Genomic DNA, 15,080 nt, shown 5'->3' on the forward strand with positions numbered 1-15,080 from the left:
CATGCCGCCCCTCGCGCGCAGGACGATCGACGTCGACGCCTACGTCAAGGGCGTCCTGGACGGCAAGCGGGCGACGATCGCCCGTGCCATCACCCTGGTGGAGTCGACCCGGGCCGACCACCGGGAGTTCGCCCAGCGGATGCTGATCGAGCTGCTCCCGCACGCGGGGGCGGCGCGGCGGATCGGCATCACGGGCGTGCCCGGCGTCGGCAAGTCCACCTTCATCGACGCCCTCGGCACCATGCTGACCGCGGCGGGCCACAAGGTCGCGGTCCTCGCCGTCGACCCGTCGTCCTCCCGGACCGGCGGCAGCATCCTGGGCGACAAGACCCGCATGGAACGGCTCGCCGTCGACCCGGCGGCGTTCGTCCGGCCCTCGCCCACCGCCGGCACGCTCGGCGGCGTGGCCCGGGCCACGCGCGAGACGATCGTCGTGATGGAGGCCGCCGGCTACGACGTGGTGCTGGTGGAGACCGTCGGCGTCGGCCAGTCCGAGACCGCCGTCGCCAACATGGTCGACACCTTCCTGATGCTCACCCTCGCCAGGACCGGGGACCAGCTCCAGGGCATCAAGAAGGGCGTCCTGGAGCTGGCCGACCTCGTCGCCGTCAACAAGGCGGACGGCCCCCACGAGCGCGACGCCAAGGCCGCCGCCCGGGAACTGGCCGGCGCGCTGCGCCTGCTCCAGGCCCCCGACGCCGCCTGGAACCCGCCCGTCCTGACGTGCAGCGCGCGGGAGGGCTCGGGTCTGGACACCCTCTGGGAGCGCCTGGAGCAGCACCGCAGGGTCCTGGAGGCGACCGGCGAGCTGGCCGCCCGGCGCCGTGAGCAGCAGGTCGACTGGGTCTGGACCATGGTCCGCGAACAGCTGCTGTCCGAGCTGCGCGACCACCCCGAGGTGCGCCGCCAAGGCCCCGGCCTGGAGGAGCGGGTGCGGGAGGGGACCCTGACGGCGACCCTGGCCGCCGAGCGGCTGCTGGCGGCCTTCCGGTCCCCGCCCGGCTGACGGTCCCCGCCCGGCCGGCGTCCCCCGGCGGACGGGCTCAGCCCAGCGGCTTGTGCAGCACGGCCTTGCGGTGGCTGAACGTCTCGATCGACCAGCGCCCGTGGTAGCTGCCCATGCCGCTCTCGCCCACCCCGCCGAACGGCAGGTCGGGCACGGTCAGGTGCGCCACCGGCAGCCCGAAGCCGACGCCGCCCGAGGAGGTCTCGGCCAGGAGCCGCTCCCGGGTCTCCTCGGACTCGGTGAAGGCGTACAGGGCGAGCGGCTTGTCGCGTTCGTTGACGAAGGCGATGGCCTCGTCCAGGCCGCCGACCTCGACGATCGGCAGGATCGGGCCGAAGATCTCCTCCCGCATGACGGGGGAGTCGGCGTCGACGCCGCCCAGCACGGTCGGCGCGATGTACTTGGCGGCGCGGTCCGTCCCGCCGCCGGTGACGAGCCGCCCGGAGTCCAGGAGCGCGGCCAGCCGGTCGAAGTGCCGGGTGTTGACGATCCGGCCGTACGCGCCGGAGGCCGCCGGGTCCGCGCCGTACAGGGCCTCGACCGCCTCGGCGAGGGCGGCCTCCAGCTCCCGGGCGGTGCCGGGGTCGGTGAGGACGTAGTCGGGGGCCACACAGGTCTGGCCGGCGTTGAGGAACTTGCCCGCGGCGAGCCGGGCGGCGACGGTCTTCACGTCGGTGCCGCGGTCGACGAAGACGGGGGACTTGCCGCCCAGCTCCAGGGTGACGGGGGTCAGGTGCCGGGCGGCCGCGGCCATCACGATGCGGCCGACGGTGCCGTTGCCGGTGTAGAAGATGTGGTCGAAGCGCTCTTCCAGCAGCGCCGTGGTCTCGGGCACGCCGCCCTCCACGACGGTCACCGCCCGCGGGTCGAGGTAGCGGGGGAGGAGGCGGGCGAGGGCGGCCGAGGTGGCCGGGGCGAGCTCGCTGGGCTTGACGACGGCGCAGTTGCCCGCGGCGAGGGCGCCCACGAGCGGGGCCAGCAGGAGCTGGGCCGGGTAGTTCCAGGGCGCGATGACCAGGACGACGCCGAGCGGGTCGTGGACCGTCCACGCGGAGGCGTCGTCGCCCAGGCGGGCGGGGACGGGGGCGGCCTCGGGCCGCAGCCACTCCGTCAGGTGCTCCAGGGTGTGGTCGATCTCGCGGACGGTGAAGTCGATCTCCGTGCGGTACGCCTCGGCCTCGCTCTTGCCCAGGTCGGCGTGGAGGGCGCGGGCGAATTCCGCGCCGTTCTCGGTGAGCATCGCCCGCAGGGCCGTCAGCTGACCGGTGCGCCAGGAGAGGGGCTTGGTGCGGCCGGTGCGGAAGTACGCGCGCAGCGGGGCGGCGGCGCCGGTGGACGGGTGGGGGCTCATGCTGTCCTCGACTTTCGGGCCATCCAAAGCTTGATGCGCTCAAGCAATTGTTGGATGTAAACACCAATGATTGAGGGAGTCAAGTGAGTGCCCTGGTGGCGCCGGGGCTGAAGGGGCGGAGGGAGGCGGGGCGTGGGCCGGGGGAGCGGGGGCCGGCGGGCCGTCGGAGGCTCAGGCCCGGCCGGGGGCTCCGGCCACGGGGATGCCCTGGATCGGGCACCGCGGCCCGGTGGCCCGCTGCAGCCGCAGGTCGGCCGTCACCAGGGTCGCCCCGAGCTCCTCGGCCACGGCGACGTACGCCGCGTCGTCCGGCGTGAGGTTGTCCTTCAGCTGCCAGATCCGCCCCAGCAGCGGCGCGACCTCGACCTTGCGCAGGGCCAGCCCCGGCAGCAGCGCCGCCACCTCCGCCACCCGGTCCGACGTCACCTGCCCCGCGAGGTGGATCCCCCGCAGCGACTGCATGACCTCGACCAGGACGTGCTCGGGGGCGGCCCACTCGCTGTCGGCCGCGAGCGCGGCACGGGCCGCGTCGCCGCGCGCTCCGTCGTCGGCGAGGGCCAGGACGAGGGCGGAGGCATCGACGACGATCAAGGTGGCTCCCGGTGCTGCGGCGGCCGGGCGGGTGCCCGGGCCGTCACGATAGCGCCGCCGGTGCCGGGACGATCCGGCCGGGGTCGGCCCGGAAGAAACCGAAGTGACGGGAGGTCAGCGCGCCGCACCGACCCAGTGGACGCCGGGGTACGCCGCGCCGAAGTCGGGCCGCACTTCGACGTCCAGCCTGCCCTTCGCGTCCTTCGGCACGTCGAAGGCGAAGGTCGTCGCACCGGCCGCCCCGGGCGCCAGAGCGCCCGTGAAGGGGGTGCCCACACCGCGGGCGGTGTCGAAGACCTGCTCGGCGCGTGCCCCCTTCTCCCCTGCCTTCACCATCACCAGCATTCCGGCCACGTCGAACGACTTCCTCGTGCCGTTCGTCAGCGTCACCGAGAACGTCACGGGCTCGTGGTCCGCCTTGTGCCCGAGGGAGGTGTCGCTCGGCGTGAAGGGCTCCGGCCGGGACACCTTCACCTTCAGCCCGTCGGGGTAAGCGAACGTGTCCTCGAACGCGACCACCCGCGAGCCTTCCGCCGAGGTCGGCGCGCTCCCCGGTGACAGCGTCCGCCCGGCGGGGGCCTTGCCGCCGCCGTCCCCGCACGCCATCAGGAGGGCTGCCAGCGCGGCCGCGCCGGCCCCGGCCAGGATGTGTCCGACAGGCCGCCTGCGGTGCGCGCCCTGCGGGCGCGTCCGCGCAGCGGTGGTGCGCGTACCCATGCCCACAGGGTGCGCCCCGGCGCACCGGCCCGCATCCCGGCTCAATGCCGAGCGCGCGCCGGCTCAGTGCTCGCCCGCGTGCGGGCTGAGCGCACCCGCCCCGACCAGGGCGAACAGCAGCAGCCCCAGCAGGATCCGGTAGACCACGAACGGCATGAAGCTCTTGTGCGAAATGAACCGCATGAACCACGCGATCACGGCGTACCCGACGAAAAAGGCGATGACCGTGGCGAAAATCGTCGGCCCCCACGCCGTGTGCCCGCCCCCCGCGTCCTTGAGCTCGAAGAGGCCCGAGGCCAGTACGGCCGGGACGGCGAGCAGGAAGGAGTAACGGGCCGCGGCCTCCCGGGTGTACCCCATCAGCAGGCCGCCGCTGATCGTCGCGCCCGACCGCGAGACCCCGGGCACCAGGGCCATGGCCTGGCAGACCCCGTAGACGAGACCGTCCCTGACGTTCAGGTCCGCCATCTCCTTGCGCTGCCGGGGCGCCCGGTGCCGACTCCGCCTGCCGTCCCCGCCGGCCGTCGCCGCCTTCTCCTCCCGCGCCGCCAGCCGGTCGGCGAAGCCCAGCACCACGCCCATGACCACGAGCGTCGTGGCGATCAGCCGCAGGTCTCGGAACGGCCCCTCGATGGCGTCCTTGAGGACGAGCCCCAGCACCCCGATGGGGATCGAACCGACGATCACCAGCCAGCCCGTCCGGGCGTCGGGGTCGTGACGCATCGTCCGGTCGGACAGGGACCGGAACCAGGCGGTGACGATCCGGGCGATGTCCCCCCGGAAGTAGAGGAGGACCGCGGTCTCCGTACCGATCTGGGTCACCGCGGTGAACGCCGCGCCCGGGTCCCGCCAGTCCGCGAAGGCGGCGGTCAGCCGCAGGTGGGCGCTGGAGGAGATCGGCAGGAACTCGGTCAGCCCCTGGACGAGACCGAGGACGAGTGCTTCGAACCAAGACATAGGGCCTGTGCCATCCAAGTGACGATCGCGGACCCGGGCCCGCCGTCGCCGGCCGGCCCGGCGGTAAGCCGGCTGCCTGCCGCCCTCCGGGGCGCCGGCCGACAGCGATCATCCACCGGACGGGAGGCAGCCCGGCGTCTTGGCGGTAAACGTTTCCTGAACCGGCCGGGGGTTCAAGCCTGCCCGGTCTCGAAGCGGCTGACCCTTCCGTCCGTGACGTCGAACCGCCACGCCGTCAGCATCTCGCCCCAGGTGTCGTTGCGGTAGCGCGCGATCAGCGACAGCCCGCCGTCGGACTCCGACTCCACGTCCAGATGGCCGCGCGAGGAGAAGATCTCCTTCTCGGCCCACTGGGTGAGATTGCGGTCCGACCCGTCGTCCGACATCGTCGCGCCGGCGGTCAGGGCGGCGTCGAACGCGGCGCGGTCGTGGGCGTTGATGGCGGTCACCAGGGCACGGACGGCGGGGTCGCTGAGCCGGTCGGTGGGAATGGTCATGCACGCTCTCCTCGAACAGGGCGGGAACAGGGCAGGTGCGCGGGGTCTCCAGGACAGCACTGCCGCGGGCCGGCCGCGCGCTGGACGCACCCGTTCGACGGCCCCCGAGGCCCGGCCGGGTCAGGGGCGCGGCGCGGGCCGCACCCGGCCCCGCTTGCGCCACGCCACCACGACCGCGGCGAGCCCGGTGACGGCGAGGAAGGCCATGGCCGCCAGGAAGGCGGGCGACGTCGGCGACGACGCGTGGCTGCCCGCGATCACGTAGGCGGCGGTGTTGGGCACCGTGCCGACCGCGGTCGCCAGGAGGAACGGCGTCCAGCCCATCCGGGAGACGGCGGCGCAGTAGTTCGCGGCGGCGAACGGCACCCCGGGGAACAGCCGGACCGCCAGCATCGAGCGGAAGCCGTGCCGGCTCAGCTGCCGGTCCGCCGCCGAGAGCCACCGGCCGCGCAGCAGCGGGCGCAGCGCGTCCTGCCCCAGCAGCCGGCCCAGCCCGAAGGCGATGCCCGAGCCCAGCACCGTGCCCGCCACGGCCGCCGTCGTCCCCATCGGGGCACCGAAGAGCGCGCCCGCGGCGAGGTTGAGGATCGGCCGCGGCACGAACGCCGCGGTGCACAGCCCGTACGCGGCCGCGAACAGCACCACGGCCGTGCCGCCGGACAGCTGGGGCGGCCAGCCGTCGGCCAGCATCCGCTCCGGACGGAGCGCCAGCACGGTCGCCGCGGCGCCGGCGAGCAGCAGCAGGAGCAGGCCCAGCCGGAACCAGGGGGACAGCAGCGCGCGGGTGCGGCGCTCGGAGAGGCCGGGGGACGGCACGGCGGATTCGAGCATCGATGGAGCCTAACCGACGGGGGGCGTAAAGGGACCGTGATGCCGGAAAGCCGGTACAGAACCCGGACGTTCGTCCGCCCGCGCTTTACCGGCCGGACATCCGCACCGTACCCGCGAAAATCGTTCGACGCGCTGCGCACCGTGAGCGAGCATCGACGGCATGTGCAGGCAGGCCGCTCCCCAGCCGACGTCCGCGGCCGCGGACGCGCCGACGGCCGCCGGCGATCCCCGCCCCGCCGTGCCGGGCCCCCGCCGGGCCGGAGCGCGACGACGCTGACCCTTCCCGGACCGCCCGGCGGACCCCTCGGGGAGGGCCGGCCGGCCGGGGGTCCGCGCGCTCGCACCGCTGTCACGCACCGGGGAAGGAAACATGTCCGAGCAGGCATACGTGCGCACCATGCCGCACCTCAACATCGCCACCATGGGCCACAAGGGTCACGGCAAGACCACTCTCACCGCCGCTGTCGCCGCGGTCCTCGCCGCCCGCGCCCCCGGCGGTCGGCCCCTGCCGCCGCCCGGCCGCCCGCCACGGGCGACCCCGTCCGGCCGCACCACCGACTTCACGCACCTCGCCTATGCGACCGACACGCGCCGCTACACCCACACCGACCTGCCCGGCGACGCCCGCTTCACCACCAACATGATCGCCGGGGCGGCCCGGCTGGACGGGGCGATCCTCGTCGTCTCCGCGCTCGACGGCGTCGGGGCCCAGACCACCGAGCACGTCCTCCTCGCCCGCCAGGCCGGGGTGCGCCACCTCGTCGTCGCCCTCACCAAGGCCGACGCCGGCCGGCCCGAACGCACCGGCCGCGTCGAGCGCGACGTCCGCCGGCTCCTGACCGCCCACGGGCACGACGGCGAACGGACCGCCGTCGTCAGGGTCTCGGGGCTGCGCGCCCTGGAGGGCGACCCGCGCTGGACCGGCTCGGTCGAGGCCCTCCTCGACGCCGTCGACACCTATGTGCCCACCCCGGTGCGCCGCACCGAAGCGCCCTTCCTGCTGCCCGTGGAGAAGGTGCTCACCATCAGCCGGCGCGGCACGGTCGTCACCGGAGCCGTCGAGCGCGGCACGGTCAGCCTCCGCGACCACGTCCAGCTGATCGGCCCGCCGGACGGGCCCCGCGACACCCACGTCACCGGCCTGGAGATCTTCGGCACCCCCCTGACGACGGCGGCGGCGGGCGACAGCGTCGCCCTGCTGCTGCGCGGGGTGCTGCGCCACCAGGTACGCCGGGGCGACACCGTCACCGCCCCCGGCGCCACCGTCGCCCGGCGCCGCTTCACCGCCCGGGTCCGGCTGCGGCCCGCCGCGGAGGGCGGCCGGCACACCCCGGTCTCCACCGGCTACCGGCCGCAGTTCCACCTCCGCACGGCCGATGTCACCGGCACCGTCGACCTGGGCGGCCGCGGTACCGCCCGGCCCGGTGAGACCGTCACCGTGGCCGTCCGCCTGGACCGCGGCCTGCCCGTCGAGCCGGGCCGTTCCTTCTCCGTCAGGGAGGGGGGCCGCACGGTCGCCACGGGCACCGTCACCGCCGTCCCGGAGTGAACGGGCCCGCGCACCCCGGGAAAAGCGGCCGGAAACGGTCCGGAGCACCCCGGGCGCATCGGCACAATAAGGGGTGTGGACGAACCGATACCCGTGACCCGCGACGTGGACCAGGGCACCGCCAAACTGCTGCCCGACGTGGACCGGCCGCGGGCCTGGCTCCTCACCGTCGACGGCTCGCCCCAGTCCTACGTGGACCTCGACGACCCCACCCACCTCGAATTCGAGTACGCCCGCCGGATCGCGCACGTCCTGGACGCCGCCGCCGAGCCGAACCGCGCCCTGGACGCGCTCCACCTGGGCGGCGGGGCGCTCACCCTGCCCCGCTATGTCGCCGCCACCCGGCCCGGCTCCCGGCAGCGGGTCGTCGAGGCCGACCGGGGCCTGCTCGCGCTGGTCGCCGAGCACCTCCCGCTGCGCGCCGGTGCCGGGGTCGAGCTCCGGGCGGGCGACGCGCGCGCGGAGCTGGAGGCCGCGCCCGACGCCTCCGCCGATGTGATCGTCGCCGATGTCTTCGGCGGCTCCCGGGTGCCGGCCCACCTCACCTCGGCCGAGTACGCGCGCTCCGCGGCCCGGGTGCTGCGCCCCGGTGGCCGCTACGCCGCCAATCTCGCCGACGGCGCGCCGTTCGCCTTCCTCCGGTCGCAGGTGGCCACGTTCGCCACCGTCTTCGCGCACCTGTGCCTGATCGTGGAGCCGTCGGTGCTGCGGGGCCGGCGCTTCGGCAACGCCGTCCTCGTCGCCTCGCACCGCGAGCTGCCGGTGGCGGCGCTCGCCCGCCGGGCCGCCGCCGACCCCTTCCCGGCGCGCGTCGAGCACGGGGAGGCGCTGGCGCGGTTCGCGGCCGGGGCGGCCGTCGTGCGGGACGCGGACGCGGTGGGGTCGCCGGAGCCGCCGGGCGGGGCCTTCAGCGTCGGCTGACCGCCGCCCGGCGGGGTGACCCGGGGTCAGCGCCGGTCAGGAGCTCTTGAGGGGCCGCAGCGAGCTCATGATCTTCTTGATGGTGGCGTCGGGGACCTCGTCCTCGGTGCCCGTCGCGCTGTAGAGCGACCAGGTGGCCAGGTCGCCCTTGATGTCCTTGTACGTCACCGTGAAGGCCTTGCCGGCGGTGGCGCAACGGGTCTTCTTACCGATCCCGGTGACCGTGGCCGAGGAGGAGTACCCCGTCAGGCCGTGGTCGCTCTTGAACTCCTTGGCCTTGGAGTAGTTGAACTTGCCGGTCTTCTTCTGGTCGAAGGCGTAGAACACCCAGTTCAGGGCCTCGTTCTCCGCGGCGTCGGCCTCGCTCTTGGCGCCCTGGGCGCCCTTGGTGCCGGCGGCGACCGGGTTGGTGTTCTTCTCGCACCGGTCCTCGTTGAAGAACGCCGTCCCGGACATGGCGATGCCCTTGGGCGTGAGGGACTTGTCGCCCTCCTCGGTGATGCTGAAGCTCATCCCGGGCGCGCTCACGTTCCACTCCGGCGGCACGTCGAAGGCGTTGAGGCGCTTGTTGTTGGTGACGACCTTCCAGCCCGCGATCACCGGCTTGATCTCGACGTTGCCGCGCGGGTTGTCCAGGGGCTCCTGCGAGCCGGAGGCGGACGGGGCCGGCGAGGCGGAGGCCGAGGACGACGGCTTGGGGTCGTCCTTCGCCACGTTCTCCTTGTCGTCGTCCTTCAGCACGACGACGCCGGTGACCACGGCCGCCGCGACCACCGCCAGCGCCGCGCCGATCGCGATGACGGCCGTCCGCTTGCTCTTGTCCTGCGGCGGCTGCGGGCCGCCGGGCGGGGCGGCAGCCGGCCACTGCGGGCTGCCCGGCTGCCCGGGCCCGCCGGGCTGCTGATACGGATTCGGCGCCCCGAAGCCGGGCTGCGCGTACCCCGGCTGCTGGTACGGGTTCGGCTCCTGGGACCCCGGCTGAGGTGCCGGTGTCCGGTACGGATTCTGGTCCTGCGGGTTCTGCTCGCCCCCGGGCGGCTGCTGTCCTGGCCACATGGCGGATAACCATAGAGGGGTTCCGGCCGTCGGGTGACGGGAGCCCCTTCCCGCCATTGCTACCGACTGGTAACTTTCGGGTATGTCACAGACCCAGCCCTCGATCGGCGACATGCTCGCGGCCACTGTGCCCATGGCCCGCACGCTCAACCTCGAATTCGGGGAGATCACCGCGGAGCGCGCCGTCGTCCGTCTGCCCGACCAGCCCGACTACCACAACCACGTCGGGGGCCCGCACGCCGGCGCGATGTTCACCCTCGCCGAGTCCGCGAGCGGCGCGATCGTCCTGGCCGCCTTCGGCGACCAGCTCTCCCGGGCCGTGCCGCTCGCCGTGCGCGCCGAGATCGGCTACAAGAAGCTGGCCAAGGGCCCCGTCACCGCCACCGCGGAGCTCGGGCGCCCGGCGGCCGAGGTCGTCGCGGAGCTGGACGAGGGCCTGCGCCCCGAGTTCCCCGTGAAGATCGCGATCACCCGCGAGGACGGCGACGTGACGGGCGAGATGACCGTCGTGTGGACCCTGCGCCCGAACAAGTAGCCCGGCCGCGGCAACCCGCGGACGTCCGAGCGGGTCTTCTCCTCCAGTAGGCTGCCCGGCGTGCGCCCTCATGGCGCACGCCGGGCACAGGTCGTCAACGGGAGGAACCGGCGTTGCACATCCAGGAGTGGCTCGAAACCGTACCGGCGGTCGCCGTCTACCTCATGGTGGGCGGGGTCATCGGGCTGGAGAGCCTGGGCATCCCGCTTCCCGGTGAGATCGTCCTCGTCAGCGCCACCCTGCTGGCGGCCACGCAGGACCACATCAACCCCTACATCCTGGGCGCCTGCGCCATCGCGGGCGCCATCATCGGCGACTCCATCGGCTATCTGATCGGCCGCAAGGGTGGCCAGCCGCTGCTGGACTGGCTCGGCCGGAAGTTCCCCAAGCACTTCGGGCCCCGCCACGTGGCCACCGCCGAGCGCTCCTTCCAGAAGTGGGGCATGTGGGCGGTCTTCTTCGGCCGCTTCATCGCCCTGCTGCGGATCTTCGCCGGGCCGCTGGCGGGCGTGCTGAAGATGCCGTACTGGAAGTTCCTGATCGCCAACGTCCTCGGCGGCATCGTCTGGGCCGGCGGCACCGTCGCGGTGATCTACTCCGTCGGCAAGGTCGCCGAGGAGTGGCTGAAGAAGTTCTCCTGGCTGGGCCTGCTGGCCGCCGTGCTCTTCGGCCTGGGCTCGCTGGTCGTCATGCGGGCGCGCGCCAAGAAGGCCGAGCGGGCCGAGGCGGCGGAGGCCGCCGCGGCCCCGGCCGCGCCGCGCCCCGAGACGGAGGCGGCCGCCGTCGCCGAGTGACGGCACGCGGCACCACACACAGGGAAGGGCCCGCCGGCGGATCGCCGGCGGGCCCTTCCGCATGTCTGCCCTCAAGGGCGTGAACGCGCAGGCGCACGCCCATGAGGAGGCATCGGGGACGCGCCCCCTGCCCCGCGACCGAGAAGCCGTGCGGCGTCTCCGCCGCCGGAAGGAACGTCCGGCGGCCCTGCCTCCGTCCAAGGGCGCACTCGCTAATCACTACACAGCATGAGGATCCGGCAGTTAATGGTCGGGATGATGGCATTACCTGCGAAAACCCCGCATCACCCTCGGTGATGCGGGCCGCACACACGGGGGACCATCATCAACGTCAAGCGCACCACCTCACGTCAGTTGTCCCAAGAGGACATCCTCTCGGTCGTCGAAGGCACCACACTGGCCGTCCACGTCCCGGGGTTCGTCCACCCGGAGGCGCTCGCCTCGGCGCGACGGCAGCTCTTCGACCACCCCGACCGCGGCAGCCTGAGCCAGGCCGCTGAGTTCCAGCGCATCGGGTTCGCCTACTCCGAGATCAGCGACAGCGCTTCGCGCGACCGCTATCACGCCGAGGCGCGCAGCAACATCCAGCGGATGCGCGACCTGTTCGCGCCCTACGCCTCGCCCAGCGACGTCCTGCGGCTGCTGCTGGAGGAGACCTGGGCCGCCGGGGCCGGCTTGATGCACGTCGAAGGCCGCAAGGCGTTCGTCGGCATCTGCCGCTTCCAGGGCAGGGACGTCGACCTCAACCCGCACACCGACGCCCTGGAGCGCAACCTGCCCGCCGCGCACGCGCACGGCCTCAAGGCGCAGCTCTCCGTCAACATCTACCTCAACATCCCCCGCGTCGGCGGCGAGCTGGAGCTGTGGGGGACCGAGCCCGGGGAGGACGCCTACCGCGCTCTCATGGGCGGACGGACCTGGGGGATCGACCGCGAGCGGATCGGCCCGCCCACGGAGGTCGTCAAGCCGGCCCCGGGTGACCTGCTCCTGCTCAACCCGCGTCAGATCCACGCCGTGCGCCCGTCGGGGGACGAGCCCCGCATCACCCTGGGGCACTTCCTCGGCTACTACGGCACCGACCTTCCGCTCGAACTGTGGAGCTGACGGTGAACGACGACGTCAAAGACATCGGCCGGCCCCCTTTCGTCCTGGACGGCCGCAGCAAAGCGAGTTTCGGGGAGAGGGCCGCATCGCTTTCCCTCGCCGGGAAACGGGCCGTCCTGCTGGTGAGTGTCGGCCAGCGCTACCACGAGGGCGATAAACTGCGCGCCACGGTGGAACTCGTCCAGCGCAGTGGATTTCAGCGGGTGACCATAGCCGTGGCTGATACTCTTCAGCGCAGCAACTACCTCGGTATTTCCCGGCAGGACGCTTACGACCGCGCACTCAGGGCGGGGGACGAGTGGCTGCGGCGCAACGAGAAAACACTCGAACGGCTCTCCGCGATCAGCGATGTCCTCCGCTGGGACGAGGCGCTGAGCGACCCGGTCTACCCCCGGTTCCGGCAGCGCGTCGAGGACGCCTTCGAGCACGACCCGCGCTACCGGCAGGCCCTGCTCCGCACCGTCGGAAAGTTCCTCGACCGGCTCACCGCCCGCGACCCGGCGGCGGATACCGCCATGGCTTCCCGGAATTGCCTGAACTACCTCATCGAGGAATGCCCCGTCATCATGCCGACCTGGGCACACCGCGGATACGACCATGTCATTTATCCGCAGCCCATGACGATGGCCATGGCGGAGACCCGCCGGCTGTTCGTCGAAGAAGCGTATCCGGGCAAGGCGGATTGGCTCGCCCTGAAATTCAAGAAACGGGCCACCGCCGCCCAGCACACCAGTTGACCGCCCTTTGACCCGGTGCAGGGGAAACTTCGCCGTGACAGCATCGACCGACCGCAAGTGGTGGGCATTTACCGGTGTCAGCCTCATCAGCTTCCTCGGCTGCATCGACCTCACCATCGTCAATACCGCCGCCCCACAGATCCAGGCCGATCTCGGTGCCTCCGTGACCGACCTCCAGCTCATCGTCAACATGTTCATCGTCGCCCTGTCGATGTTCATGGTGACGATGGGGCGGCTGGCCGACACCTACGGCCGGCGTCGCGTCCTCTACACCGGGTCCGTCGTCTTCGCCCTGGCCTCCCTCGGCGCCGGGCTCGCCCCGGGCACCGGCTGGCTCATCGCCTTCCGATTCCTCCAGGGCGCCGCGGGGGCCGTGCTCTACACCTCCACGGGCGCCATCGTCCAGAACGCCTTCCCCCGGTCCCAGCGCGGCCGCGCCATCGGCGCCCTCTACGGCGTCAACGGCCTGGGCCTGGCCGTCGGCCCGCTGCTCGGCGGAGTCATCGTCTCCTCCGTCGGCTGGCACTGGGTGTTCTGGCTGAACGTCCCCCTCATCGCTCTCGCCCTGCTCCTGTGCTCCTTCAGCGTCAAGGAGTCCCGCAGCGACCGGGACACCCCCGCGCTGGACCGGCCCGGGCTCGTGCTCATCAGCCTGGGCGTCCCCGCCGTGGTCCTCGCGTTCACCCTCGGCGACCACTGGGGCTGGTCCAGCGCCCGCACCCTGGGCCTGCTGGCCTTCGCGGCGGCCTCGCTCGCCGCCTTCCGCGCCGTCGAGCGCCGCGCGGCCGACCCCATCATCGACTTCCGGCTCTTCCGCCACCGCGCCTTCCTCGGCGCCATCGTCTCCGACTTCGCCCTGGCCTGCTTCTACGCCACCGTGCTGTTCCTGCTGCCCCTCTACCTGAGCGGCGTCCGGGGCTTCGGCGGATACGCCACCGGTGCGCTGCTGTTGCCGTGCACCGCCGTCATGGCGGCGCTCTCCCCGGGCGTCGGCCGGCTGACCGACCGCTACGGTCCCAGGAAGCTCCTCGCCGCCGGCTTCGCCGCGTTCACGCTCTCGGCCCTGCTGCTCGCGCGGATCGCCCCCGACAGTTCCCTCGGGTACCTCGTCCTCGCGCTGGCGGCCATGGGCCTGGGCTGGGCGCTCATTCTCGGCCCCGCCACCGTCTCCGCGCTGTCCGCCGTGCCCGAACGGCAGGCCGGGCTCGCCGTCGGTTCCTCCTGGACCTTCCACAACCTCGGCGGAGCCGTGGGACTCGCGGCCGCCGTCAACCTCTACCGCCTCCAGGGCGAACGGGCCCTGAACGCCGAACTCGCCGCACGCCACGCACCCACCGGCCCCTGGACGACGTCCGTGGTCGGCGACCCGGAGCACGCCACCGCGCTGCTCCGGCAGCACACCTCCCTCAGCGGGCCGGAGGCCGGTGAGGTCTACGGCCAGGTCTTCTCCCACGGCATGCAGGCCGCGATGTGGATGGTGGCCGGCACCTCGCTGGCCGCCCTCGCGGTCCTCGGCCTGCTCGGCCTGTCGGCGCGCCGGTCCACGCCCGCCGCCCGCGAGGTGGCGGCCGACAACGAACCCGCCCGGTGAGCGCGCCGGCCGCTCACGCCGTCACGTCGCGGTGGGCCTTCGCCAGCTCCACGTACATCGCGGCGTTGTGCCGGATGTGCTCCCGCTCCTCCGCGCTCAGCTCCCGCCTGACCTTCGCGGGCACGCCCGCCACCAGCGAACCGGGCGGCACCCGCATCCCCTGCGGGACCATCGCCTGCGCGGCGATCAGGGAGCCCGCGCCGATGTGCGCGCCGTTGAGCACGGTGGCGCCCATGCCGATCAGCACGTCGTCCTCGACGGTGCAGCCGTGCAGCACCGCGTTGTGGCCGACGGTGACGCGCTCGCCGACGCTCACCGGGAAGCCGGGGTCCACATGGACCGTGCAGTTGTCCTGGATGTTGCTGTCCGCGCCCAGCACGATGGGGCCGCAGTCGGCCCGCAGGACGGCGTGGTACCAGACGCTGGCCCCCGCGGCCAGCGTGACCTCGCCGATCACCACGGACGTCGGCGCGGTGAACGCCCCCGGGTCGACCTTCGGCTCGTGGCCGCCCACCCCGGAAATCAACGCTCGCTCCGCCACGGATCTCTCCTCGCCGTTCCCTCCAGCACCTGGGGGCACTGTAGGCGACGCCACCGGGTGAGCTGACGGCAGGTCAGCCGCCGTCCTGGGCGATGCTCAGCCGCACCAGATCGGCCAGCGTGGGAGCCGAGCGCTTGGCCCGGATGCGGCGGGTGTACGTGCCCACGGTGTGCACGCTGATGCCCAGCCGCCTGGCGATCTGGTGGTAGGTCAGTCCGGCACCGATATGGGACAGCACCTCGCGCTCACGGGGCGACAGGCTCGGTGACGGGCTCTGGACGCTGTGGCCGGGCATCTCTTCT

At 73.1% G+C, this 15,080-nt stretch carries 17 protein-coding genes; 8 read left to right on the forward strand and 9 right to left on the reverse strand.

Going from position 1 to position 15,080, the window contains the following annotated elements; all coding sequences use genetic code 11:
* Position 1 precedes the first annotated feature (1 nt).
* On the forward strand, positions 2-1,006 hold the full coding sequence (gene meaB, locus ABZ951_RS13930) for a methylmalonyl Co-A mutase-associated GTPase MeaB (protein ID WP_344090446.1): 1,005 nt from the start codon (positions 2-4) through the stop codon (positions 1,004-1,006).
* Positions 1,007-1,043: 37 nt separating this feature from the next.
* Here the strand turns inward: meaB and ABZ951_RS13935 are convergent, their stop codons facing one another.
* From ABZ951_RS13935 to ABZ951_RS13960, 6 genes are all read right to left on the reverse strand, one after another.
* The gene (locus ABZ951_RS13935; RefSeq protein ID WP_344090449.1) at positions 1,044-2,357 is read right to left on the reverse strand and encodes an aldehyde dehydrogenase family protein; all 1,314 of its coding nucleotides are present in this window, start codon (positions 2,355-2,357) and stop codon (positions 1,044-1,046) included.
* Between the two features lie 171 nt (positions 2,358-2,528).
* Positions 2,529-2,948: a type II toxin-antitoxin system VapC family toxin gene (locus ABZ951_RS13940; protein WP_344090451.1), complete on the reverse strand. Its 420-nt coding sequence runs from the start codon at positions 2,946-2,948 to the stop codon at positions 2,529-2,531.
* Positions 2,949-3,062: 114 nt separating this feature from the next.
* Positions 3,063-3,665 (reverse strand): hypothetical protein, encoded by a 603-nt coding sequence (locus ABZ951_RS13945; protein ID WP_344090453.1) that lies wholly within the window; start codon positions 3,663-3,665, stop codon positions 3,063-3,065.
* A gap of 63 nt (positions 3,666-3,728) precedes the next feature.
* Positions 3,729-4,622 carry an undecaprenyl-diphosphate phosphatase gene (locus ABZ951_RS13950; protein ID WP_344090455.1) on the reverse strand — a complete coding sequence of 298 codons (894 nt, stop codon included), beginning with the start codon at positions 4,620-4,622 and terminating at the stop codon, positions 3,729-3,731.
* A 173-nt stretch (positions 4,623-4,795) separates the two neighbouring features.
* Entirely contained in the window at positions 4,796-5,119 is a 324-nt protein-coding gene (locus ABZ951_RS13955) for a nuclear transport factor 2 family protein (RefSeq protein WP_344090457.1), read from the reverse strand.
* Positions 5,120-5,239: 120 nt separating this feature from the next.
* Entirely contained in the window at positions 5,240-5,950 is a 711-nt protein-coding gene (locus ABZ951_RS13960) for a TVP38/TMEM64 family protein (protein ID WP_344090459.1), read from the reverse strand.
* A gap of 370 nt (positions 5,951-6,320) precedes the next feature.
* Here ABZ951_RS13960 and ABZ951_RS13965 point away from each other — a divergent pair, with 370 nt between their 5' ends.
* Positions 6,321-7,499 carry a GTP-binding protein gene (locus ABZ951_RS13965; RefSeq protein ID WP_344090461.1) on the forward strand — a complete coding sequence of 393 codons (1,179 nt, stop codon included), beginning with the start codon at positions 6,321-6,323 and terminating at the stop codon, positions 7,497-7,499.
* Positions 7,500-7,574: 75 nt separating this feature from the next.
* Positions 7,575-8,420: a fused MFS/spermidine synthase gene (locus ABZ951_RS13970; protein ID WP_344090463.1), complete on the forward strand. Its 846-nt coding sequence runs from the start codon at positions 7,575-7,577 to the stop codon at positions 8,418-8,420.
* Positions 8,421-8,456: 36 nt separating this feature from the next.
* On the opposite strand, the gene ABZ951_RS13975 is transcribed toward ABZ951_RS13970, so the two are convergent.
* Positions 8,457-9,476 (reverse strand): hypothetical protein, encoded by a 1,020-nt coding sequence (locus tag ABZ951_RS13975; RefSeq protein WP_344090465.1) that lies wholly within the window; start codon positions 9,474-9,476, stop codon positions 8,457-8,459.
* Between the two features lie 82 nt (positions 9,477-9,558).
* On the opposite strand from ABZ951_RS13975, the gene ABZ951_RS13980 reads away from it, so the two are divergent.
* The 5 genes from ABZ951_RS13980 (at position 9,559) to ABZ951_RS14000 (ending at position 14,237) form a co-directional block, all read left to right on the forward strand.
* Positions 9,559-10,011, forward strand: coding sequence for a DUF4442 domain-containing protein (locus ABZ951_RS13980; protein WP_344090467.1), 453 nt, complete (start codon positions 9,559-9,561; stop codon positions 10,009-10,011).
* A 113-nt stretch (positions 10,012-10,124) separates the two neighbouring features.
* Positions 10,125-10,805, forward strand: a complete 681-nt coding sequence (locus tag ABZ951_RS13985; RefSeq protein ID WP_344090469.1) for a DedA family protein — start codon at positions 10,125-10,127, stop codon at positions 10,803-10,805.
* 354 nt (positions 10,806-11,159) lie between these two features.
* Entirely contained in the window at positions 11,160-11,909 is a 750-nt protein-coding gene (locus tag ABZ951_RS13990; RefSeq protein ID WP_344090471.1) for a hypothetical protein, read from the forward strand.
* A gap of 2 nt (positions 11,910-11,911) precedes the next feature.
* The gene (locus tag ABZ951_RS13995) at positions 11,912-12,646 is read left to right on the forward strand and encodes a tRNA-dependent cyclodipeptide synthase (RefSeq protein WP_344090473.1); all 735 of its coding nucleotides are present in this window, start codon (positions 11,912-11,914) and stop codon (positions 12,644-12,646) included.
* A gap of 34 nt (positions 12,647-12,680) precedes the next feature.
* The gene (locus ABZ951_RS14000; RefSeq protein ID WP_344090475.1) at positions 12,681-14,237 is read left to right on the forward strand and encodes an MFS transporter; all 1,557 of its coding nucleotides are present in this window, start codon (positions 12,681-12,683) and stop codon (positions 14,235-14,237) included.
* Positions 14,238-14,250: 13 nt separating this feature from the next.
* Here ABZ951_RS14000 and ABZ951_RS14005 read toward each other — a convergent pair whose 3' ends face one another.
* Together ABZ951_RS14005 and ABZ951_RS14010 are read right to left on the reverse strand one after the other, a co-directional pair.
* Complete coding sequence (locus tag ABZ951_RS14005; protein ID WP_344090477.1) at positions 14,251-14,778, reverse strand: gamma carbonic anhydrase family protein; 528 nt, start codon at positions 14,776-14,778, stop codon at positions 14,251-14,253.
* A gap of 73 nt (positions 14,779-14,851) precedes the next feature.
* On the reverse strand, positions 14,852-15,073 hold the full coding sequence (locus tag ABZ951_RS14010; RefSeq protein WP_344090479.1) for a helix-turn-helix transcriptional regulator: 222 nt from the start codon (positions 15,071-15,073) through the stop codon (positions 14,852-14,854).
* Between the last annotated feature and the right edge of the window lie 7 nt (positions 15,074-15,080).

Origin of the sequence: Streptomyces sp. NPDC046215 (genome assembly GCF_040646215.1) — a bacterium.
In the GTDB taxonomy this organism is placed as follows: Bacteria; Actinomycetota; Actinomycetes; order Streptomycetales; family Streptomycetaceae; genus Streptomyces; species Streptomyces stramineus.

What these genes read in the sequence shown, in the direction of transcription:
- meaB (WP_344090446.1), top strand. Translation starts at nt 2, where the DNA reads ATGCCGCCCCTCGCGCGCAGGACGATCGACGTCGACGCCTACGTCAAG.
- ABZ951_RS13935 (WP_344090449.1), bottom strand. Translation starts at nt 2,357, where the DNA reads ATGAGCCCCCACCCGTCCACCGGCGCCGCCGCCCCGCTGCGCGCGTAC.
- ABZ951_RS13945 (WP_344090453.1), bottom strand. Translation starts at nt 3,665, where the DNA reads ATGGGTACGCGCACCACCGCTGCGCGGACGCGCCCGCAGGGCGCGCAC.
- ABZ951_RS13950 (WP_344090455.1), bottom strand. Translation starts at nt 4,622, where the DNA reads ATGTCTTGGTTCGAAGCACTCGTCCTCGGTCTCGTCCAGGGGCTGACC.
- ABZ951_RS13955 (WP_344090457.1), bottom strand. Translation starts at nt 5,119, where the DNA reads ATGACCATTCCCACCGACCGGCTCAGCGACCCCGCCGTCCGTGCCCTG.
- ABZ951_RS13960 (WP_344090459.1), bottom strand. Translation starts at nt 5,950, where the DNA reads ATGCTCGAATCCGCCGTGCCGTCCCCCGGCCTCTCCGAGCGCCGCACC.
- ABZ951_RS13965 (WP_344090461.1), top strand. Translation starts at nt 6,321, where the DNA reads ATGTCCGAGCAGGCATACGTGCGCACCATGCCGCACCTCAACATCGCC.
- ABZ951_RS13975 (WP_344090465.1), bottom strand. Translation starts at nt 9,476, where the DNA reads ATGTGGCCAGGACAGCAGCCGCCCGGGGGCGAGCAGAACCCGCAGGAC.
- ABZ951_RS13980 (WP_344090467.1), top strand. Translation starts at nt 9,559, where the DNA reads ATGTCACAGACCCAGCCCTCGATCGGCGACATGCTCGCGGCCACTGTG.
- ABZ951_RS14010 (WP_344090479.1), bottom strand. Translation starts at nt 15,073, where the DNA reads ATGCCCGGCCACAGCGTCCAGAGCCCGTCACCGAGCCTGTCGCCCCGT.